This window comes from Micromonospora sp. NPDC049204 (assembly GCF_040647935.1).
Lineage (GTDB): Bacteria > Actinomycetota > Actinomycetes > Mycobacteriales > Micromonosporaceae > Micromonospora.
The window spans coordinates 40,571-60,738 of the sequence record NZ_JBEZDC010000028.1 but is presented as its reverse complement, the minus strand read 5'-3'; the positions used below and the strand labels follow the sequence as shown (position 1 = coordinate 60,738).

The 20,168-nt window shown below is 72.9% G+C and carries 17 protein-coding genes and 1 riboswitch; of the genes, 7 read left to right on the top strand and 10 right to left on the bottom strand.

The window, feature by feature from the left end:
- The first annotated feature begins 102 nt into the window (after nt 1–102).
- Nucleotides 103–543, top strand: coding sequence for an NUDIX domain-containing protein (locus tag AB0A90_RS33505; RefSeq protein ID WP_357255790.1), 441 nt, complete (start codon nt 103–105; stop codon nt 541–543).
- Here AB0A90_RS33505 and AB0A90_RS33500 read toward each other — a convergent pair.
- Nucleotides 540–1,703, bottom strand: coding sequence for an FAD-dependent oxidoreductase (locus tag AB0A90_RS33500; protein ID WP_357255788.1), 1,164 nt, complete (start codon nt 1,701–1,703; stop codon nt 540–542). The two genes, AB0A90_RS33505 and AB0A90_RS33500, sit on opposite strands and share 4 nt — an antisense overlap.
- A gap of 66 nt (nt 1,704–1,769) precedes the next feature.
- Between AB0A90_RS33500 and AB0A90_RS33495 the strand changes: the two genes are divergently transcribed.
- Both AB0A90_RS33495 and AB0A90_RS33490 read left to right on the top strand, forming a co-directional pair.
- On the top strand, nt 1,770–2,396 hold the full coding sequence (locus AB0A90_RS33495; RefSeq protein ID WP_357255786.1) for a TetR/AcrR family transcriptional regulator: 627 nt from the start codon (nt 1,770–1,772) through the stop codon (nt 2,394–2,396).
- Nucleotides 2,397–2,509: 113 nt separating this feature from the next.
- A complete protein-coding gene (locus AB0A90_RS33490) occupies nt 2,510–3,634 on the top strand; it encodes an FUSC family protein (RefSeq protein ID WP_357255784.1) in 1,125 nt (374 codons plus the stop codon).
- 58 nt (nt 3,635–3,692) lie between these two features.
- Here AB0A90_RS33490 and AB0A90_RS33485 read toward each other — a convergent pair whose 3' ends face one another.
- Entirely contained in the window at nt 3,693–4,682 is a 990-nt protein-coding gene (locus AB0A90_RS33485; protein ID WP_357255782.1) for a LacI family DNA-binding transcriptional regulator, read from the bottom strand.
- A 161-nt stretch (nt 4,683–4,843) separates the two neighbouring features.
- Between AB0A90_RS33485 and AB0A90_RS33480 the strand changes: the two genes are divergently transcribed.
- Nucleotides 4,844–6,112: an MFS transporter gene (locus tag AB0A90_RS33480; protein WP_357255780.1), complete on the top strand. Its 1,269-nt coding sequence runs from the start codon at nt 4,844–4,846 to the stop codon at nt 6,110–6,112.
- Between the two features lie 79 nt (nt 6,113–6,191).
- Nucleotides 6,192–7,088, top strand: a complete 897-nt coding sequence (locus AB0A90_RS33475) for an aldo/keto reductase (RefSeq protein WP_357255779.1) — start codon at nt 6,192–6,194, stop codon at nt 7,086–7,088.
- A 19-nt stretch (nt 7,089–7,107) separates the two neighbouring features.
- On the opposite strand, the gene ileS is transcribed toward AB0A90_RS33475, so the two are convergent.
- From ileS to AB0A90_RS33445, 6 genes are all read right to left on the bottom strand, one after another.
- Nucleotides 7,108–10,278, bottom strand: coding sequence for an isoleucine--tRNA ligase (gene ileS, locus AB0A90_RS33470; RefSeq protein WP_357255777.1), 3,171 nt, complete (start codon nt 10,276–10,278; stop codon nt 7,108–7,110).
- Nucleotides 10,279–10,533: 255 nt separating this feature from the next.
- Nucleotides 10,534–11,196, bottom strand: a complete 663-nt coding sequence (locus tag AB0A90_RS33465) for a hypothetical protein (RefSeq protein WP_357255776.1) — start codon at nt 11,194–11,196, stop codon at nt 10,534–10,536.
- 20 nt (nt 11,197–11,216) lie between these two features.
- A complete protein-coding gene (locus AB0A90_RS33460; RefSeq protein ID WP_357255774.1) occupies nt 11,217–12,029 on the bottom strand; it encodes a metallophosphoesterase in 813 nt (270 codons plus the stop codon).
- Between the two features lie 19 nt (nt 12,030–12,048).
- A complete protein-coding gene (locus AB0A90_RS33455) occupies nt 12,049–12,588 on the bottom strand; it encodes a hypothetical protein (protein ID WP_357255772.1) in 540 nt (179 codons plus the stop codon).
- A 67-nt stretch (nt 12,589–12,655) separates the two neighbouring features.
- On the bottom strand, nt 12,656–13,369 hold the full coding sequence (locus tag AB0A90_RS33450) for a hypothetical protein (RefSeq protein WP_357255770.1): 714 nt from the start codon (nt 13,367–13,369) through the stop codon (nt 12,656–12,658).
- Nucleotides 13,362–13,943 carry an RNA polymerase sigma factor gene (locus tag AB0A90_RS33445; RefSeq protein ID WP_357255768.1) on the bottom strand — a complete coding sequence of 194 codons (582 nt, stop codon included), beginning with the start codon at nt 13,941–13,943 and terminating at the stop codon, nt 13,362–13,364. The genes AB0A90_RS33450 and AB0A90_RS33445 overlap by 8 nt, the downstream gene beginning before the upstream one ends.
- Before the next feature lie 119 nt (nt 13,944–14,062).
- Here AB0A90_RS33445 and AB0A90_RS33440 point away from each other — a divergent pair, with 119 nt between their 5' ends.
- Nucleotides 14,063–14,398 carry a hypothetical protein gene (locus AB0A90_RS33440; RefSeq protein WP_357255766.1) on the top strand — a complete coding sequence of 112 codons (336 nt, stop codon included), beginning with the start codon at nt 14,063–14,065 and terminating at the stop codon, nt 14,396–14,398.
- Between the two features lie 216 nt (nt 14,399–14,614).
- Here the strand turns inward: AB0A90_RS33440 and AB0A90_RS33435 are convergent, their stop codons facing one another.
- Nucleotides 14,615–15,454 carry an inositol monophosphatase family protein gene (locus tag AB0A90_RS33435; protein WP_357255765.1) on the bottom strand — a complete coding sequence of 280 codons (840 nt, stop codon included), beginning with the start codon at nt 15,452–15,454 and terminating at the stop codon, nt 14,615–14,617.
- The gene (locus AB0A90_RS33430; RefSeq protein WP_357255763.1) at nt 15,451–15,711 is read right to left on the bottom strand and encodes a DUF5919 domain-containing protein; all 261 of its coding nucleotides are present in this window, start codon (nt 15,709–15,711) and stop codon (nt 15,451–15,453) included. The genes AB0A90_RS33435 and AB0A90_RS33430 overlap by 4 nt, the downstream gene beginning before the upstream one ends.
- Before the next feature lie 280 nt (nt 15,712–15,991).
- Nucleotides 15,992–16,121: riboswitch (cobalamin riboswitch) on the top strand.
- 330 nt (nt 16,122–16,451) lie between these two features.
- Here AB0A90_RS33430 and cobN point away from each other — a divergent pair.
- Nucleotides 16,452–20,120, top strand: coding sequence for a cobaltochelatase subunit CobN (gene cobN / locus AB0A90_RS33425; RefSeq protein ID WP_357255761.1), 3,669 nt, complete (start codon nt 16,452–16,454; stop codon nt 20,118–20,120).
- Nucleotides 20,121–20,168 lie beyond the last annotated feature (48 nt).

The following is a 20,168-nucleotide window of genomic DNA, read 5'->3' as shown; positions in this document are numbered from 1 at the left end:
ACCCGCTACGACAAGACCGCGACCTCGTTCCAGGCCACAGTCACCATCGCCGCGCTACTCCAATGGTTGTGAGCCTTTGAAGACACGCCCTAGGCTGGGTCGGTGATTGTCGTCGCGTGTGTGCTGCTTGTGGATCCCGCCGGGCGGCTGCTGCTGCAACTGCGTGACGCCGGCGCGATGCACCACCCGGACGTGTGGGGGCTGCCCGGCGGCCACGCGGAGGCGGGGGAGACGCCGGAGCAGGCCGCCGAGCGGGAGCTGTGGGAGGAGACCGGCCTGCGCGCCGACGGGCCGCTGCGCCTGATCGCCGTGCAGTCGCGACCCGAGCTGAACCGGGAGATGCACTACTTTCTCGGCCGTACCCGGGCCGGGCAGGAGGACGTGGTGCTCGGTGAGGGCGCGGCGATGGTCTTCGTGCCCGGCGACGAGGTGCTCAACGGTCGTCCCTGGACGCCGGGCACCGTCGAGGTGCTGACCCCGTTCCTCGCCGCGCCCGAGTACACCGCCGCGTTCACCGGCCCGGGCCCCGCGGAGTCGGCCTAACCGGCGGGCGGTCGCCAGTCGGCGTACCGGGCCGCGCTGCGCAGGGCGACCCGGGCCGGGATGAGGCGCAGCGCGGTGCTGCGTACCGCGAAGGCGATCGGGTTGTGCAACTGCTGCCCGAACCGCCCGGCGACGTGGGAGGCCCGGGCGACGGACTGACTGCGCGGTCGACGCTGCTGGTCGTACGCGGCCAGGGCGGCCGGCACCCCCTCGGCGCCGCCGGCGCAGACCGCGCCGAGCACCACGGCGTCCTCGATCGCCTGCCCGGCGCCCTGCCCCAGGTTGGGCGTCATCGGGTGGGCGGCGTCGCCGAGCAGCGCCACCCGTCCCCGCACGTACGAGGGCAGCGGGACGGCCAGGTGGTGGATGTCGTTGCGCAGGACGACGTCGGGTGGGGTCGCCGCGAGAAGCGCCGGGATGGGGTCGTGCCAGTCGCCGAAGTGTTCCCGCAGGACCGCCAGCTCGTCGGGGGCGTGGCCGCCGGGCGGGGCGTTGAGTGCGCCGTACCAGTAGAGCTGGCCGTCGCCGATCGGCACCATGCCGAACTCGGCTCCCGGTCCCCAGGTGATCGCTGCCGGGATCGGGTCCGGGAACGCGATGGCCGCCCGCCACGTCGTCGATCCGGCGTACACCGGGCCGGGGTGGTGCGGCCAGAGCTGGGCGCGGACCCGGCTGCGCAGGCCGTCGGCGGCGACCACCAGGTCGGCGTCGAGGGTGTGTGGGCCGTCGGGTCCCTGGTAGCGAACCTCGGCGTGGTCCGGGCCGGACTCGACGTGGTCCACCGTCGCGTTGGTGCGCAGGGAGGAGGCCGGCAGCGCCTCGCGCAGGGTGCGGTGCAGCGTGGCCCGGTGCACACCGAGCGCCGTGGTGCCGAGCTGCCGGATCATCTCCGCGGCGTCCATCCGGGACAGCCACCGCCCGTGCCGGTCGCGGACACCGCCGGGTGCCTCGCCGTGGCCACCCCGGCGCAGGGCCGGGCCGAGGCCGAGGGCGTCCAGCCCGCGTACCGCGTTGGCCATCAGGCTCAGGCCGGCGCCGACCTCGCGCAGCTCGGCGGCGCGCTCCAGCACGGTGACCCGCCACCCGTGCCGGTGCAGGGCGAGAGCCGCGCTCAACCCGCCGATCCCGCCGCCCACCACGACCGCGTGTGCGTCGTCCATGTCGAACCTCCTTCTACATCTGTAGAAGAGTGATACTACCTGCGGACCCCGAGAAGAAGGAGTGCCATGACGGCGCGGGCGAACCGGATCGCGACGCTCACCGATGCGGCCATCGAGTTGATCGCCGAGGGCGGCATGCGAGCGCTGACCCACCGGGCGGTCGACGGCCGCGCCGCGATGCCGCCCGGCACCACCTCCGCGTACCTGCGCACCCGGCAGGCGCTGATCGAGGCCGTGGTGGGACGGCTCGCCGAACGGGACCGGGCCGACCTGGCGCACCACGACCTGCCGACCGGTCCGCCCCCGACCGTCGCCCCCCGGCTCGACGGAAACGATCTCGACGGCCTCGCCGTCGGCGTCGCCGAGGTGCTCGACCGCTGGTTGAGCACCGGGCGCAGCCGGACCCTGGCCCGATACGCCTGCCTGCTGGAGGCGGTGCACCGGCCCGAGCTGCGCGGCATCCTGCAACACGGCACCGGCCTGCGGGCGCAGGCCCGGGACCTGTTGACCCGGGCCGGGGCCACCGACCCCGATCGGCAGGGCGACCAGTTCGTCGCGTTCGTGGACGGGCTGCTCTTCGACCGGCTGGTCGGCGCGGGTGCGCTCAGTGCCCCGCAGCCCGGAAGCCCGGCCAGCCGTGCCGACCTGAGCGCCGCGATCCGTACGCTGCTGCGCGCCCTCACCGGGCAGTAGTCCACCGCCCCGGTCCGCGACCGCACCCCGGAGCAGCCCGGTGAGCAGGTCCGTCGCATGATGGGAGACGATCACCTCGGGTGTCGTGGGCCGGCGGCGCGAGGAGGGTGGCGATGGTGCGGTTCAGTGGCCTGCGGACGGCCGGCGGGCGGCTGCGGCACGGCTGGCGGCCGGTGCTGGAGGCGACCGTCGCGGCAACCGTGGCGTGGCTGCTGGCCACCCGGTTGCTCGGGCACCCGCAGCCCTTCTTCGCGCCGGCCGCGGCGCTGATCGTTCTCGGTCAGGCGCGCGGTCAACGTATTCGCCGAGCCGTCGAGGTCGTGCTCGGGGTCGCCGCCGGGGTGCTCGTCGCGGACCTGGTGGTGCAGGCACTCGGCCCGGGCAGCACCTGGACGGTCGGCACCGTCATCCTGCTCACCGTTCTCCTCGCGGTGGCCTTCGGCGCGACCGGTGTGACGCTGGTGCAGGCCGCGGTCTCCGCGCTCTACCTGGTGGTGGTCGCACCGCCGGACGGGTCGTTGGTGCCGTTCCGGTTCGTCGACGCGCTGATCGGCGGCGCGGTCGCGCTCGCGGCCAGCCTGCTGGTCGACGCCCGGCACCCCCTCGCGCCGCTGGTCGCCGAGGTGCGGCGGACCTTCGACGAGCTCGCCGGGCTGCTGGGCGAGATCGCCGACGCGCTGGACCGCGGCGACGAGGCCGCCGCGTTCGCGGCGCTGACCCAGGCCCGGGGAATGGACGCCCGGGTGGACGGGCTGCGCGACGGGGTGCTGGCCGCCGGTGAGGCGCTGCGGCTCAACGTCCGTCGGCGCCGGCACATCGGTCGGCTGAGGTCCGTGGACGAGTCGATCCGGCAGATCGACTACGCGGTGCGCAACGTCCGGGTGCTGGCCCGCGCGGGCGTGACACTGAGCCGGCTGCACACCCCGGCGCCACCCGAGCTGGGCGCCGCCCTGCGATCCCTGGCCGAGGCCGTCCGCCAGGCCGGTGCCGCCCTCGCCGCCGACCTCGACGGCCAGGACGAGACCGCCGACCGGCACGGCGGCCGGGCCGACGAGTCCGCGTTGGCCGCCGTGCACACCGCCGGGCAGCTCTTCGGCGCCACGCCGACCCTGCCCCTAGCGATGATCATCGGTCAGGTCCGGGCCACGGCCATCGACCTGCTGCGCGGGGTCAACCCGGAGGACGACGCCGCCGTCCTCGCCCGCGTCGACGAAGCCCTCGGCCTCCCCGCCGTCTGACGTCCCCACACGCGTTCCGGGGTCGTGGTCGACTCGCGGACCGGGGATCTCGTCGCCGTCAGGCGCTGGAGCGGGCCACCAGGGTGGACGGGAAGAGCGTCACCCGGGCGGCCGGACGCCCGTCCAACAGGGCGCTGGCCGCGGCGACGGCGATCCGCCCGACCGGATGGCTCGCCGTGGTCAGCGCCGGGGCGGTCATCCCGGCCAGCGGAATGTCGTCGAAGCCGGCCACCGCGACGTCGCTGGGCACCCGCACACCGGCGTCGCGCAGGCCCGCGATCACTCCGAGCGCGGTGTCGTCGCTGATCGCGTAGATCGCGTCGACGTCCGCCCAGCGGCGCAGCGCCTCGCCGGCCGCCGCCCGGCCGCGCGCCGCCGTGAAGTCCCCGGTGATCTCCCACTCCGGCAGGCCGGCCTGGCGCATCAGTCGGCGGTACGTCTGCACGGGGCGTTGCGCGCAGGGCAGCCACCGGGGGCCGGTCACCATGGCGATCCGGCGGCGGCCCGAGGCATACAGGTGGCGCAGCACGGCGTCCGAGCCGGCGGCGTTGTCGACGTCGAACGACGGCACGGTCGCCGAGCCGACTCCGATCGAGACCACCCGGCCGCTCAGCGACCCGGGCACCGCCGCCAGCAGGTCCTCGGTGGTGTTGACCAGGATCACCCCGCACACGGTGCGGTCCCCGGCGAGCTGGTGCAGGCCGCGCGGGTCGCCGAGCGGCAGCCAGTGCAGCGCCACCCCGACACCGGCGGGTGTGCACACCCGGGCGGCCGAGCCGACCACCTGGTGCACGTACGGGTCGTCCAGCACCGCCGGGCTGGCCCCCTGGGCGGCCACGACCAGCCGGAGGCCGCCGCCGCGGACCAGCGCCCGGGCGGCCGGGTTCGGCACGTAACCGAGGTGGTCGACGGCTGCCGTGACCTGTTCCCGAGCTGCGGGCGAGGCGAACCCCGTGCCGGCGATCACCCGCGACGCGGTGGACCGCGACACCCCGGCCACCCGGGCGACGTCCTCGAGAGTGGCCGGTCGCTGTGCCGCTGCCGTCATCGTCGCCTCCCCGCGGCGGCCCGTCCGGTCGGACAAACGCCTGTTCACATCATGCCCTGGCCGGTCCGTCGGCGGTAAGGGGCGGTTGCCGGTTGTGGTGGTAGCGCTCTCAGGTGTGCGATCGTGCCAGGAGATCACCCCGAGAAAGAGGACAAGACCCCGTGAGCGCCCCCACCAGCAGAGCCGTAACCCCGGACACCGCACCGCCCGCACGGGCGGTGCTGCTCGCCCGCAACGGCGTCGCTGTCACCTTCACCCTCAACGGGCTGGCCGTCGGCAGCTGGTTCTCCCGCGTGCCGGCGGTCCGTGAGGCGTTGGACCTCTCCGCCGGTCGCCTCGGGTTGCTCCTGCTGGCGATGAGCGTCGGCGCGCTGCTCGCCATGCCCACCTCCGGCCTGCTCGCGCAGCGACTCGGCGCGGCCCGCACCGTGACCCTGGCCACCGTGCTTGTCGCGCTCGGTCTGACCGTGGCGGGGCTGGGCGCCACGATGACCGGGTCGTTCGCCGTCGTGGCCCTGGGACTTGTCGCCTTCGGCTACGGCTCCGGCGCCTGCGACGTGGCGATGAACGTCGAGGGCGCCGCTGTGGAACGGCGCCTGAATCGTACGATCATGCCCCGTTTCCACGCGGGGTGGAGCCTCGGTTCGGTGGCCGGAGCGGCGCTCGGCGCCGGTGCGGCCCGGTTCGACGTGGCGGTCGGCGCGCACCTCGTCGCGGTGGCGGTGGTCGTGTTGGCCGGCACCGTGCTCGCCTCCCGGACGTTCCTGCCCGTCGCGGGCGATCACACCGGCGACCCGGCGGACGCCACCCCGGCGGCCCGCCGCCGTGCGCAGCTCGCCGCCTGGCGGGAGCCGCGGACCCTGCTGATCGGGCTGTTCGTGCTGGTGGCGGCGTTCACCGAGGGTGCCGCCAACGACTGGCTGGCCGTCGCGTTCATCGACGGACGGGACCTGAGCGAGGCAGCCGGCGCGGCGGTCTTCGGGGTCTTCGTCGTCGGCATGACCGCCGGGCGCACCGCGGGCACGGTCGCGCTGGACCGGTGGGGGCGGGTGCCGGTGCTCTCCGGCACCATCGGGCTCGCCGTGCTCGGCGCCGGCCTGGCCGTGCTGGCCGGTTCGGGGCCGCTGGCGATCGTCGGCGTCGCGCTGTGGGGCCTCGGTGCGTCGCTGGGCTTCCCGGTGGGGATGAGCGCGGCCGCCGACGAGGAGGCACACGCGCCGGTACGGGTGAGCGTGGTCGCGGTGATCGGCTACACCGCGTTCCTGGGTGGGCCGCCGCTGCTGGGGCTGCTCGGCGACCAGGTCGGCACGCTGCGTGCCCTGCTGGTGGTGCCGCTGCTGCTGCTGCCGACCCTGCTGCTGGTGCCGGTGCTGCGCCCGCCGCACACCGCCGAGCCGCACACCGCCGAGTCGACGCCGGCCGCACACTAAAACTAACCCGCGGCGCCGTCGAGCGGTATCGGGTGCGCGGCCGACTGCGCCGCGTACCCGCGCTGGCTAGGGTCGCCGAATGCCAACCGACGAGATCACCGCCGACGCGGCGGGCACCTGGACCCTGGGCGACCGCACCGTCCGCCGGATGGGCTTCGGCTCCATGCGGATCACCGCGAACCCGGACCCGGACCGGGCGGTCGCCCTGCTGCGCCGCGCCGTCGAGCTGGGGGTCAACCACATCGACACGGCCGCGTTCTACGTCTCGCCCGGCGGGGCACTGCGGGTCGGCACCGGCCCGGCCCGCTACGCCACGGAGCTGATCCGCGCGGCGCTCGCCCCGTACCCGGAGGACCTGGTCATCGCCACCAAGGTCGGCTTCGGGTACGACCCGGAGGTGGGCTTCACCGAGGCGCTCACCCCGGCGCAGTTGCGCGCCCAGGTCGAGGAGAACCTGCGTCGGCTCGGCCGCGACCAGCTCGACGTGGTGAACCTGCGCCTCGGCCGGGGCGTCGGCACGGTGCCGTTGGCCGACCGGTTCGGCGCGCTCGCCGAACTGCGGGCCGCCGGGGTGATCCGGCACCTGGGGCTCTCCGGTGTCCGGCCCGAGCAGCTGGACGAGGTGGCCGACATCGCGCCGGTGGTCTGTGTGCAGAACAACTACGGGGTGGACGCCTACCGGAACCAGGACGAGCTCGTCCAGCTCTGCGGTCGGCGGGGGATCGCCTTCGTGCCGTTCTTCGCGTTGGCCGGCACCGGTCGGGAGGCGGGCGCGAGCGCCACGCAGAACGAGGCCGTCGAGGCCGTCGCCCGCGCCCACGGCGTCACACCGCAGCAGGTACGCCTGGCCTGGACCCTGCACCAGGGGTCCCACGTGCTCGCCATCCCCGGCACCGCGGACCCGGAGCACCTGGCGCAGAACGTGGCCGCCGGAGCCCTTCGCCTGACCCCGGAGGATCTGACCCGTCTGCGGTGATCGTCCGCCCCGGCAGCGTTCAGGCCCGCAGGACGTGCACCAGGATCTCCTGACCGTCGCCCACCGTGCCGGCGAAGCCCTCCGACAACGCGTCCACCACGGTCAGCGTGCGCGCGAGGGTCTCGTGCGCGATGAGCAACTGATGCGTGGAGATCGCCGCCGCGACCTGCGCGGGCGCGGCGATCGACACCGTGATCCGGTCGGCGACCTCCAGGTCGGCGTCGCGGCGGGCCTGCTGGACGGTACGGACGACGTCGCGGGCGACGCCCTCGGCCGCCAGTTCGGGGGTGATCTCGGTGTCCAGGGCGATCGTCACTCCGCGCTGGGACTCCACGACCCAGCCCGTTCGTGGCACCTCCGTGATCAGGATGTCGTCCAGGCCCACCTCGACCTGCTCGCCGTCGACCACCAGCGGGAACGTCCCGTTCGCCCGGACACCGTCGACCAGCTCCCGCGCGGCCACGGCGGCGACGGCCTTCGCGACGTGCTGTGTGCGGTTGCCGAACCGGCGGCCCAGGGTCCGGAAGTTCGCCTTGACCCGCACGTCGATGACCCCGCTCTGGGAGTCGAGCGGCCGGAGGACCTTGACGTTCAACTCGTCGCCGATGTCGTCGAGCAACGCCTGCGGAAGCACCGTGCCGGCCGGTAGTCCCACCAGCGCCCGGCTCAACGGCTGGCGGATCCGCAGGCTGCTCGCCTTACGCGCGGACCGGCCCGCCTCGGCCAACGCCCGCGCCGTGGCCACCTGGGCCGACAACTCCGCGCTGATCACCGTGGTGTCGGGCGTCGGCCAGGTCGCCAGGTGCACCGACTCCGGGGCCGACCCGGCGCCCCGCCGGATGACCTGCTGCCACACCTGCTCCGTGAGGAAGGGGATGAACGGCGCGAGGAGCCGGGTGAGGATGTCGAGGCACTCGTACAGGGTGGTGAGGGCGTCCGGGTCGCCCTCCCAGAAGCGCTGCCGCGAGCGCCGTACGTACCAGTTCGACAGGTCGTCGACGAAGTCGGCGAGCAGTCGGCCGGCACGGGCCGTGTCGTAGTTCTGCAGTCGGTCGTCCACGGCGGCGGCGAGGGCGTGGACCGCACCGACGATCCACCGGTCCAGCACCGGTCGTTGGGCGACCGGCTGCGCCAGCTCCGGTGCCCACGTCGAGTTCGCGGCGTAGAGGGAGAAGAACGCCGCCGTGTTCCAGTACGTCATCAACACCTTGCGGACGATCTCGTCGAGAGGGCCGGGCCCGACCCGGCGCGGTGACCACGGTGAGCCGGAGCAGGCCATGAACCAGCGCACCGCGTCCGCGCCGTGGGTGTCCATCAACGGGATCGGCAGCAGGATGTTGCCGAGGTGCTTGCTCATCTTGCGGCCGTCCTCGGCCAGGATGTGCCCGAGGCAGACGACGTTCTCGTACGGGGACCTGTCGAAGACCAGGGTGCCCACCGCCATCAGCGTGTAGAACCATCCCCGGGTCTGGTCGATCGCCTCGCAGATGTACTGGGCCGGGTAGGTGCGCTCGAAGATCTCCTTGCTGCCCGGCAGGTGGGGGTAGCCCACCGACGCGAACGGCATCGCTCCGGAGTCGTACCAGGCGTCGATCACCTCGGGCACCCGGGTGGCGGTCCGGCCGCAGTCCGGGCAGGCGAAGGTGATCTCGTCGACGTACGGGCGGTGCGGATCCAGCTCGGACAGGTCGGCGTCGGCCAGCTCCCCGAGTTCGGTTCGGGAGCCGACCGCGGTCACGTGGTTGTCCGGGCAGCGCCACAGCGGCAGCGGGGTGCCCCAGTACCGGGAACGGGACACCGCCCAGTCGATGTTGTTCTTCAGCCAGTCGCCGTACCGGCCGTGTTTGATGTGCTCCGGGAACCAGTTGGTGCTCTCGTTCTCCCGGGTCAGCTCGTCGCGGACCTCGGTGGTCCGGATGTACCAGGACGGCTGCGCGTAGTACATCAGCGGGGTGTGGCACCGCCAGCAGTGCGGGTAGGGGTGCTCGAACGGCTCGTGCCGGAACAACCGACCGGAGGTCCGGAGGCGATCGATGAGCAGCGCGTCGGCGTCCTTGAAGAACACCCCGCCGACCAGGTCGATGCCGTCGTCGAACCGCCCGTTCGGGGCGACCGGGTTCACCAGCGGCAACCCGTAGGCGCGGCAGACGGCGAGGTCGTCCGCGCCGAAGGCCGGCGCCTGGTGCACCAGGCCGGTGCCGTCCTCGGTCGTGACGTAGTCGGCGAGGACCACACGGTGGGCGTCCGGGATGTCCACCAGGTCGAACGGCCGCTCGTACCGCAACCCCTCCAGGGCCGACCCCGGTACGGTCGCCAGGATCTCCGCCTCGTCACCGAGCACCCGCCGGGTCAGCGGTTCGGCGACGACGAACGTGCCCTGCTCGGTGCGGGCGAGGGTGTACGTCACCGTGGGATGGACGGCGACGGCGGTGTTGGACACCAGGGTCCACGGGGTGGTGGTCCAGATCAGCAGCTCGACGCCGTGGTGTCCGGCCACCGCTTCGCGCACCGGGAACCGTACGTAAACGGACGGGTCGGTGACGGTCTCGTACCCCTGCGCCACCTCGTGGTCGGACAGGGTCGTGCCGTCGCGGGTGCAGTACGGGGCGACCCGGAAGTCCTCCACCAGCCGCCCGGCGTCGTGGATCTGCTTCAGTGACCACCAGACACTGTCCACGTACTCGGGGGACATCGTCTGGTACGGGTGCTCCAGGTCGATCCAGTACCCCATCCGCTCGCTGAGCTGGACGAACTCGTCCACGTGCCGCAGCACGGAGGTGCGACACCGGGCGTTGAACTCGGCGATGCCCATCTTCTCGATGTCGGGCTTGCCGCTGAGGCCCAGTTCCTTCTCCACCGCGAGCTCAACCGGCAGGCCGTGGCAGTCCCACCCGGCGCGGCGGGGCACCGAGAAGCCGCGCATCGTGCGGTACCGGGGAAAGAGGTCCTTGAAGACCCTCGCCTCGATGTGGTGGGTGCCCGGCGTGCCGTTGGCGGTCGGCGGCCCCTCGTAGAACACCCACGGCGGACCGTCGGCAGTCTGCTCCAGGCTCCGGTTGAACACGTTGTTGGTCTGCCACCACTCGATGACCGCACGGTCCATCCCACCAAGATCAATCTTGGTGGGCAGTGGGACGAATGGCGACTTCAACGGACCGTCCGGCACCGACGTTCTCCCTACACTCCACATCCGCTCGCGCGGGCATCAGCTCACTGCCCACACGGGGACGAAGCGCCGGGCGTATGGCCAGGACTCCGCGGTACCACCCCGCTTGCGCCCCGATGGTGCGGGCGCCGCTCGATTTCGCGACGTGACGTGCCGCTACGTCCGGTTCTACTGGGGCGGTCGAGCTGCCCGTTCTTCCGGAGGCTCCCCGGTGATGGCCGGATCGGTGCCGATGCCGCCCAGCATAGCCGCCCGTACGCCGTGCCAGTGGCCGGTGCGCTAGGCCCGCAGCCAGACGCGGAGAGGGCCGGTGGTGGTGAAGCCGGCGGCGAGGGCCGCCGCCAGGTCCGGGGTGGTCTCGTAGCCGACCAGCGGCGCGTCGGACACGGTGGCGCACACCGCGCGCCAGATGTCGCGGGGGTTGTCGGTGCGGGTGAACAGGTTGGAGACGCCGTACGGGCCGTCGCCGCTGAGCACCGCCCCGCCGGTGAGCACACCCCGGCCGTCGCGGCGGGCGAGCACCCGCACCCGGGGATCGGCCAGCAGCGTGGGGCGGAACAACTTCCCACCGCCGTGGGCCGCCGCCCAGACCGCCAGGTCGTCGGCGCTGGTGACCGGGGTGAGGGGTTCGTCGGCCGGCGGCGGCGACGGTGGCCGGTGGATCCACCGCGCGTCGAAGAGCACCCGGAACCCATACCCGGACAGGTCGAGGTCGGCGAAGCTGTCCTTCACCGACGCGCCGTCCCCCGCGTCGATCCGGGCCAGCAGGGCCCCGGCGTCGACGCCCGGCCGCAGGGTGACCGCGTCCGGATACCACGGCGGCGACCGGTGGGGGACCGACCAGGCGTCGGCGTCGGTACGGCCGGCCAGCCCGTGGCTGCCGCAGACGATGTCGCACCACTCGGCGTTGTCGCGGGCTGCCGTCCGCACGTCGTCCAGCACGTCGGGCAGCGTAGCCAGGTTCAGCGGAGTCGAGTGAGCAGGATCCGGCCGCCCTCGTAGACGCCGCCGTCGATGGCGATGACTCGGTCGTCGGCGTACCGCAGCGCGACGGTGACATCCTGCGGCGCCACACCGAAGTGCTTGGTGAGGGTGCTGTGCCCGTGGACGAGCACGCTGCCGCCGAGCGTGCGCAGCATCATCGACACCGGGTCGTCGGGGTTCGTCGGCACGGCGTCGCGAAAGGCACCCCGATCGCTCATCCGGCCGCAGAACTCCAGCCACGCCGTGGGGTCGCTGGAGCCGAGGGCCATGCTGACCGCCGCGTTCACGGTGGCCACACTGGATCCCAGTTCCAGGTACCGGGCGGTGTCGGAGTGCACGAGCAGGAACCCGTCGACGACCGCGACCGCGGGCAGCCGCGTCATCCACTCGACATGCTGCGGCGTCAGCTGGCGCAGGTCCTCTGCACGTCCGCCGAACCGGGCCCAGCCACCCTGAAACCCACCGGGCTCGTCCCACCCGGCGACGGGCCTGGTGCCGAACCGGTGCGCGGCGAGCAACTGCGCCTCGTGGTTACCCAACAGCACCCCGACGTGGCCGCCCGCCTCACGTGCGGAGACCGCGAGCCGCTGGATGTCGTCGATGACGCCGACCCCGTCCGGGCCGCGGTCGACGTAGTCGCCGAGCAGCCACAACCGCGCGCCGCCCCCGGACCAGTGGCCGGTGTGGTCGACGAGCCCGGCGTCGCGAAGGGACTCCCGGAACTCCGACCGGTGACCGTGGATGTCCGCCGCCACGTACAGCGGCGTCATGCCGTCGAGCAGACTCACCATGGCCGCCACGGTACGTAGCTCAGGGGGCGTAGACCAGGTCCATCGTGTCGGTGTGCCCGGACCAGCGCAGGTCGAGATGCCAGCAGCCGGCCTGCGGCATGTCGATGATCGACGGCCCTGGCCCACCGGCGACCTCTCGGGTCACCCGGGTGGCGGTGCCGTCCAGCGTCGCGGTGATCACCAGGGTCGCCGGCGCGGTCGGGTCGGGTGACGTCGTGGCGGCACGGGCCACCCACAGGATCTTGTTGTTCGACCCGTCGCTTCGCACCTGGCGCAGCGGATGGGCGAACAGCACCGCCACGATGTCGCCCTTCGCGCCGAAGACGTGCGGCCCCCGGCTGCTCCCGTGGAACCCGGCGTCCGCCCAGTCGGGCAGCGACTCCGTCTGGACCGGCGAATGACAGCCCGTCGCGGCACTCGCGGAACTCCCGGCACTCGCGCTACTCCCGGCGCTCGCGGTGGCGGCGGGCGGCGCGGCCGACCCACGGTCGGTCGCGGTCGCGCATCCCGCCAGCAGAACCACCGATGCCGCCAGCAGCGGCCGGCCCCATGAACCCATCTCGACCCTCCGGTACGTGTCGACGACTCACCTCATCTTCAGGACACCGGTCGCGCCCGTCCGGTTCCTAGCGCAGGGAGCGGGCGATCTCGATCGCCTCGGCCCTGGTGACCGCGCCCTCGAGCCGGTAGCTGACGTCGGCGTCCTGCCAGATCAGCGTCGAGGCGGCAAGTCGGGCGCTCTCCTTGCGGACCACTCCCGAACGGTCCACATACGACAGCACGTGCGGGCCGTCGACCCACACCGCGAAGTCGCCGCTGACCTCGACCCAGTCCGCTCCCGGCAGGATGACCTCCTTGTGGAACGACAGGTTGAGGCGACCGTCGAACGCGTCGACGCGCAGCGCACCGCCGTCGTAGAGCAGCGTCGCGACCCGGCAGGTGCCCGCGGGGTCGGGGTCGGCGACCAGCACCCGCTCGGGCGGACCCAGCTTCGCCGGCAGGCGGATCGGGAACCGTACCCTCCGTTGTGCCTCGTCCAGGCCCACGACCCGCTGCCCGGGCAACGGCGACGCGACGCCGCTGGGCACCGTCGGCGTGGGCGCGACGGCGATGCTGACGCCGGCGAAGCGCAGCAGCCCGGTCACCGCGTCGGCGACGGCGGCACGCGTCGGCGGCAACACCGCCACCAGCAGCAGGGCGGCCAGCGCCGCCGCGGCGAGCGGACGCCACCGCCGCACCGGCCGGTGCAGCCGTCCGCGAACCTGGGCGCGCACGTCGGGCGGCTCGGGCGTCTCCAGCCAGGCGGACAGGTCCCGCAGTTCCCGTTCGAGGTCACCCATGCCGGACCTCCTCCCGGTCGAGCAGGCCGCGAAGCTTCGCCAGGGCCCGGGACGTGCGCGACTTCACCGTGCCCCGGGCCCAACCCAGTGCCGCCACCGTCTCCTCCTCGCTGAGGTCGAGGAAGAACCGGCAGACGATCACCTCGCGGTCGCGTACCGGCAGTTGCCGCAGGGCCCGCACCAGCGCGGCGCGGCGCTCCCCGGCGAGGACCGCGCCCACCGCGCCGTCCTCGGCGATCTCCGCCGTCGGATCCGCCGCCGCGGCACGCAGGACGAGGCCGTCGCGGCGGCCGCGCGACCGGTGCAGGTTGCGGGTCTCGTTGGCGACGATCGCGAGCAACCAGGACCGGAAGGACGACTCGCCCCGATAACGGGACAACTTGCGGTACGCCTTCACGAACGCCTCCTGGATGACGTCCTCGGAGTCCGAGCCCGCCCCGAGCAGCGACGCCGTCCGGTACGCGGACGCGGTGTGCCGGGCGACCAGGAGGTCGTACGCCTCCAGGTCACCGGAGCGAGCGCGGGTGACGAGCGCCTCGTCGTCCAGGGGAACCTCCGTTCGGGTCACACTCATGACACCGCCCACGCGTGGCGGGTTCCACCCCCGTCGGATCAGCTGTCTCCCACCCGGCGTGCAGCGTATTGCCAGGATTCGGTGCTGCACTGGAGGGGCGTCGAGGGAAGGGGTGGGGCATGAGCTGGTTCAGTCGCCGGTCACGGGGCGCCGAGGCGACCCCGACGAAGCTGGACCGGGAGGCGACCCGGGACGACCTCGCCGCGCTGGAGGCGTTCGTCACGAGCCGGCGCGGGGTGGAGTTCTACCTGGAGCCGGAGACCACCGCGACGGACACCACGGTGGTGGCGATCGCCCACGACGGGGAGTGGATCCGCCGCCGTACCGGCACCCCCCGCGCGGCCGGGTCCATCGCCCGCAAGCACGCGGTGCCGCTGTACGAGGCGGGCCGCACCGGCTACCCGGAACGGATGCGGACCTGGAGCCGCGCCCACCCGGAACGCCACGCCCGCTGAGGCGAAACGTCCACGAATCATGCTGCCGAGCGACCCGATATCGGGGTCGATCATGGAGGTGTGGTGCCTAGTTTGGCCACGAAAGGCTGCTTTGTCGCCCACCACAACCCCATGATCGACAAGGCGGGACTGCGACCAGGTGGTGTCCCGACGTTGGAGCCGTTGTTGCCCGTGCACTCTCGTCGTGTGAGCGGTGGCGTGATCACCGGCAGGTGATCAATGGGGATCCGCTGGGTGAGGCGGAAGACCAGTCATGCCTTCCGCACATGCGAGTGATCGCTGAACGAGCGTGAGGACGGGCGGTAGGAGCAGATCGTTGCCGCCGATCGTGGCGACAGCGTGTGCGCTGTGGGGCGTGCCGTCGACGTCGACGACGAGCGCACCGGCCTCTCGGGCGATCACGACGCCCGCGACGGTGTCCCAGGGCTTGTTGTTGAGCATGATGAACGCGTCGATCCTGCCCTGCGCCAACCAGGCGAGGTCGATCGCGGCCGAACCGTGCATGCGGATCCGTTGGACGTGCCGGGTGAGCTGCTCGGTGATGGCGAGTCTCTCGGCGTTCTTCCGGCTGGCGTCGGCACCGACCGCGTAGTCGCCGATGGCGACGACGGCGTCCCGGAGATCGGTGACCTGGCTGGCGCAGATGCGTCGGTTGTCGGCATAGGCGCCGTGCCCCTGAACGGCGTGGTAGCGGGTGCCGAGGAACGGCAGGTCGATGACGCCGAGGACGGCGTCTGTGCCGTGCAGGAGGCCGAGGGAGATCGCGCACAGGGGTGAGCCGTGGACGAAGTTGACGGTGCCGTCGACGGGGTCGAGTGCCCAGGTCAGTGCGCCGGTGTCGCCGCTGCCGCCATACTCCTCGCCGAGGAAACCGATGTCCGGCGCCGTGGCGGCCAGATGCTCGCGGACCGCTCGCTCGATGGCGTAGTCCACCTCGGACGCCATGTCACGGTCACCCTTGAAGGTCAGCGCGCCGGGCTGGAGCGTCCGCATCAGGTCGTGTGCCAGGTCGACGGCCTCCTGTGCGAGGGGGAGGAGGCGGGCGTGGTCAGTCATAGCTGGCGGCTGCGCTCCCAGAGTGAGGTGAACATCTCGTCGAATATCGGGTAGAGGCCGGAGGGACTCGTGTCGCGTTCGATGACCATCGTCGGGCAGTCGACGCCCCGCATCCGCGGTAGGTAGTGCTGGACGACGCAGAGTCGGTCATCGATCAGAAGCACGTTGGCGCGAATGGACTCGTCGTAGACGCCGATGGCCAGGTGGTCTCGGACACCTGCGGGGAGTGCACGCCCGTTTTCTCGGCTGGCTGTCACTGACTCGCCGGCCGCGCCGCTTCGAGCACGAGTAACCCAGGGCTGACCCCGTGGGTGCTGAATCGTCTACGACATCAGCTCCAGAGGGAGTCACACAGACACTCGGCTCCCTCTGCGGGATCACTCCGCCACCGGCCAATCAGCTCGCCGTCTCGTGGTCAGGCAACCCCGCGCACCTATATTTTCCCAGGTCAATGTGATGAGCGCGGCCGGGCGGTGCCAGGGCCGGCGTTGACCGGCGGCGGAGGGGTGTGGCAGCATTCGCGGCCTGACGGCAGTGAAGGAAGTCGGTGCGATTCCGACGCGGTCCCGCCACTGTCACCGGGGAGCGATCCCCCCTCGTGAGTCACGACCGTGTGTCTGCGGTTGGAAGGCCGGGGGAGAGCGTCGATCCGGAAGCCAGGATACTTCGGCCGTCGGGATGTACCCCAGGGCGTGGACACCCGAGGAGGACCCGATGACGCACAGCGTCTCATCCATTGACGATCATCGTCATGAGCCGTTTGGCGGGCACTGCACCGCGCCCACAACCGGCCGGCCCCGCACGTCCCGGCCCGGCCGTCGCGGCGTGCGCCAGACCGCTGGCTTCCGGTACCGCTGACCTGGGCGTCCGGCGCTGACCGGCCCCGACGTCCGCGTCGCTGAGCCCGGCCGAGCCGTCGTACCGGCTGACGCCGCACCCACCCGCTTCGTCCAGGTCGCCTCCGTAGCGGCCAGGGCGTCACTCTCCGGAGCCCGCCGTGCGCATCCTGCTGCTCTCCACCGCCGACACCGACCTGCTGGCCGCCCGCGCCAGCGGCGCCGACTACCGGCTCGCCAACCCCGCGCGGGTCGCCGCCGACGAGGTGCCCGCCCTGCTCGACGGGGTCGACCTCGTCGTCGTACGCCTGCTCGGCGGTCGGCAGGCGTGGCCGGACGGCCTCGCCGCGGTGCTCGCCACCGGTGTGCCGACGGTCGTGCTCGGCGGCGAGGCGCTGCCCGACGCGGAGCTGATGGCCATCTCCACAGTGCCGTCCGGGGTCGTCACCCAGGCGTTGGCGTACCTCGTCGAGGGTGGGCCGGACAACCTGGGGCAGCTCGCCCGGTTCCTCTCCGACACGGTGCTGCTCACCGGCGAGGGGTTCGCCCCGCCCGCGCCCACCCCCGCGTACGGCGTGCACGGCGAACACCCGACCGACCCGCTGCGGCCCACCGTGGGGATCGTCTTCTACCGGGCGCACGCCCTCGCCGGCAACACCGAATTCGTCGACGTCCTCGCGGACGCGGTCCACAACGCCGGCGGCAACCCGTTGCCGATCTTCTGCGGCTCGCTGCGAGGGCTGACCACCGGCGCGGGACCGCTCGGGCTGTTCGCCCGCTGCGACGCGCTGCTGGTCACCGTGCTGGCCGCCGGTGGCGCGGTCGCCGCGGACGCCTCCGGGGGCGGCGACGAGGACGCCTGGGACGTCGGCGCCCTGGCCGCCCTGGACGTGCCGATCATCCAGGCGCTCTGCCTGACCAGCACCCGCGAGCAGTGGGCCGGCAGCGACGCGGGGCTGTCCCCGTTGGACGCGGCGATGCAGGTGGCCATCCCCGAGTTCGACGGCCGGATCGTCAGCGTGCCGTTCTCGTTCAAGCAGATCGACGCCGACGGCCTCTCGGTCTACGCGGCCGACGCCGACCGGGCCGCCCGGGTCGCCGGGATCGCCGTGCGCCACGCCCGGCTGCGGTACGTCCCCAACGCCGACAAGCGAGTCGCCGTGGTGCTCAGCTCGTACCCCACCAAGCACTCCCGGGTCGGCAACGCCGTCGGGCTGGACACCCCGGTCTCGGCGGTCCGACTGCTGGCCGCGTTCGCCGAGGCCGGCTACCACCTGGGCGACGCGCCGGTGCCCGACGACGGCGACGCTCTGATCCACGCGCTGATCGCCGCCGGTGGTCACGACGTGGAGTGGCTGACCCCGGAGCAGCTGGCCGCCGCCGAGGCGCGGATACCGGGGCAGACCTACCGGCGGTGGTTCGACCAGGTGCCGTCCGAGCTGCGGGAACGGATGCGGGAACACTGGGGTGAGCCGCCCGGCCAGCTCTACACCGAGGGCGGGGACATCGTGCTCGCCGGGCTGCGCTTCGGCAACGTGGTGCTGCTGATCCAACCGCCGCGCGGCTTCGGGGAGAACCCGATCGCCATCTACCACGACCCGGACCTGCCGCCGAGTCACCACTACCTGGCCGCGTACCGCTGGCTGGCCGCCCCGGTCGCCGACGGCGGCTTCGGCGCGGACGCCGTGGTGCACCTGGGCAAACACGGCACCCTGGAGTGGCTGCCCGGCAAGGGCCTCGGCCTGGCCGCCGACTGCGCCCCCGACGCGGTCCTCGGTGACCTGCCGCTGGTCTACCCGTTCATCGTCAACGACCCCGGCGAGGGCACCCAGGCCAAACGTCGCGCGCACGCCGTGGTCATCGACCACCTGGTGCCGCCGATGGCCCGCGCCGAAACCTACGGCGACCTGGCCAAACTGGAACAACTGCTCGACGAGTACGCCACCGTGCAGGCCCTCGACCCGGCGAAGGTGCCCACCGTGCGGGCGCAGATCTGGGACCTCGTCCGCGCGGCGGAGCTGCACCACGACCTGCACGCCGAGGCGATGCCCGACGCGGATGACTTCGACGAGTTCGTGCTGCACCTCGACGGGTACCTCTGCGAGATCAAGGACGTGCAGATCCGCGACGGGCTGCACATCCTCGCCGACGCGCCCACCGGTGAGCCCCGGGTCAACCTGGTCCTCGCGGTGCTGCGCGCCCCGCAGATCTGGGGTGGCGCCCGCTCCCTGCCCGGCCTGCGGCAGGCGCTCGCCGTCGCGTACTCCCTCGACGAGCAGGAGCTGCTCGCGGCACCGGGCGAACGACTGGCGGTGCCCACGGCGCTGACCGACGTGGTGGACGGGCCGGCCGGCACCGCCGCCGACGCGGTCGACCTGATCGAGGCCCTCGCCCGGCGGTTGGTTATCGGGATGGAGACGCTCGGCTGGGACGCCGAGGCCGTCGACGCGGTGGTTGTCGAGGTGACCGGCCAGTCGATCCCGGACGTCGCCGCTGTGCTGCACTTCGCCGCCACCGAGCTGGTGCCCCGGCTGGACCGGACCACCGACGAGCTGACCAATACTCTCGGCGCGCTCGACGGCCGGTTCGTGCCGCCCGGCCCGTCCGGTTCACCCACCCGGGGCCTGGTCAACGTGCTGCCCACCGGCCGCAACTTCTACTCCGTCGACCCCAAGGCCATTCCCAGCCGCAACGCCTGGGACGTCGGGGTGGCCCTCGCCGACTCGCTGCTGGCCCGGCACCTCGCCGACACCGGGTCGTACCCCCGCTCGGTGGGTCTGACCGTGTGGGGCACCAGCGCGATGCGCACCCAGGGCGACGACATCGCCGAGGTGCTCGCGCTGCTGGGCTGCCGGCCGGTGTGGGACGACCGATCGCGGCGGGTCACCGGCATCGAGGTGGTGCCGACCGCCGAGCTGGGCCGGCCGCGTGTCGACGTGACCGTGCGCATCTCGGGGTTCTTCCGCGACGCGTTCCCGCACGTGGTGGCGCTGCTCGACGATGCCGTGCGGCGGGTCGCCGCCCTGGACGAGCCGGACGAGGACAACTACCTGCGGGCGCACGTCGCCGCGGACCTCGCCGAGCACGGTGACGAGCGGCGGGCCACCGCCCGCATCTTCGGTTCCAAGCCGGGGGCGTACGGCGCGGGCCTGCTGCCCCTGATCGACGCCCGGACCTGGCGCAGCGACGCCGACCTGGCCGAGGTGTACGCGGTGTGGGGCGGCTACGCCTACGGCCGGGGCCTGGACGGGCGGGAGGCGCGCGCCGACATGGAACGCTCCTTCGCCCGGATCGCGGTGGCGGTGAAGAACCAGGACACCCGCGAGCACGACATCGTCGACTCCGACGACTACTTCCAGTACCACGGCGGGATGGTGGCGATGGTCCGGCACCTCACCGGCACGTCACCGCAGGCGTACGTGGGTGACTCGGCGATGCCGCACGACGTGCGCACCCGCACGCTGGGCGAGGAGACCCGGCGGGTGTTCCGCGCCCGGGTGGTCAACCCGAAGTGGATCGCGGCGATGCGCCGGCACGGCTACAAGGGCGCGTTCGAGCTGGCCGCCACCGTGGACTACCTGTTCGGCTACGACGCCACCGCCGGCGTGGTCGACGACTGGATGTACGAGCACCTGGCCGCCGCGTACCTGTTCGACGACACCACCCGGCAGTTCCTGGAGCAGTCCAACCCGTGGGCGCTGCGCGGCATCACCGAGCGCCTGTTGGAGGCCGCCGACCGGGGGCTGTGGGCCAAACCCGAGCCGGCCACCCTGGACCGGCTGCGCGACACGTACCTGGCCAGCGAGGGCGACCTGGAGGACCGGGCGTGAGCGCGAGGAGCGAGCCGGTTCTGCGAGCCCCGCAGTCGCGAACGAAAG

What these genes read in the sequence shown, in the direction of transcription:
- AB0A90_RS33500 (WP_357255788.1), bottom strand. Translation starts at nt 1,703, where the DNA reads ATGGACGACGCACACGCGGTCGTGGTGGGCGGCGGGATCGGCGGGTTG.
- AB0A90_RS33495 (WP_357255786.1), top strand. Translation starts at nt 1,770, where the DNA reads ATGACGGCGCGGGCGAACCGGATCGCGACGCTCACCGATGCGGCCATC.
- AB0A90_RS33490 (WP_357255784.1), top strand. Translation starts at nt 2,510, where the DNA reads ATGGTGCGGTTCAGTGGCCTGCGGACGGCCGGCGGGCGGCTGCGGCAC.
- AB0A90_RS33485 (WP_357255782.1), bottom strand. Translation starts at nt 4,682, where the DNA reads ATGACGGCAGCGGCACAGCGACCGGCCACTCTCGAGGACGTCGCCCGG.
- AB0A90_RS33475 (WP_357255779.1), top strand. Translation starts at nt 6,192, where the DNA reads ATGCCAACCGACGAGATCACCGCCGACGCGGCGGGCACCTGGACCCTG.
- ileS (WP_357255777.1), bottom strand. Translation starts at nt 10,278, where the DNA reads ATGTGGAGTGTAGGGAGAACGTCGGTGCCGGACGGTCCGTTGAAGTCG.
- AB0A90_RS33460 (WP_357255774.1), bottom strand. Translation starts at nt 12,029, where the DNA reads ATGGTGAGTCTGCTCGACGGCATGACGCCGCTGTACGTGGCGGCGGAC.
- AB0A90_RS33455 (WP_357255772.1), bottom strand. Translation starts at nt 12,588, where the DNA reads ATGGGTTCATGGGGCCGGCCGCTGCTGGCGGCATCGGTGGTTCTGCTG.
- AB0A90_RS33450 (WP_357255770.1), bottom strand. Translation starts at nt 13,369, where the DNA reads ATGGGTGACCTCGAACGGGAACTGCGGGACCTGTCCGCCTGGCTGGAG.
- AB0A90_RS33445 (WP_357255768.1), bottom strand. Translation starts at nt 13,943, where the DNA reads ATGAGTGTGACCCGAACGGAGGTTCCCCTGGACGACGAGGCGCTCGTC.
- AB0A90_RS33440 (WP_357255766.1), top strand. Translation starts at nt 14,063, where the DNA reads ATGAGCTGGTTCAGTCGCCGGTCACGGGGCGCCGAGGCGACCCCGACG.
- AB0A90_RS33435 (WP_357255765.1), bottom strand. Translation starts at nt 15,454, where the DNA reads ATGACTGACCACGCCCGCCTCCTCCCCCTCGCACAGGAGGCCGTCGAC.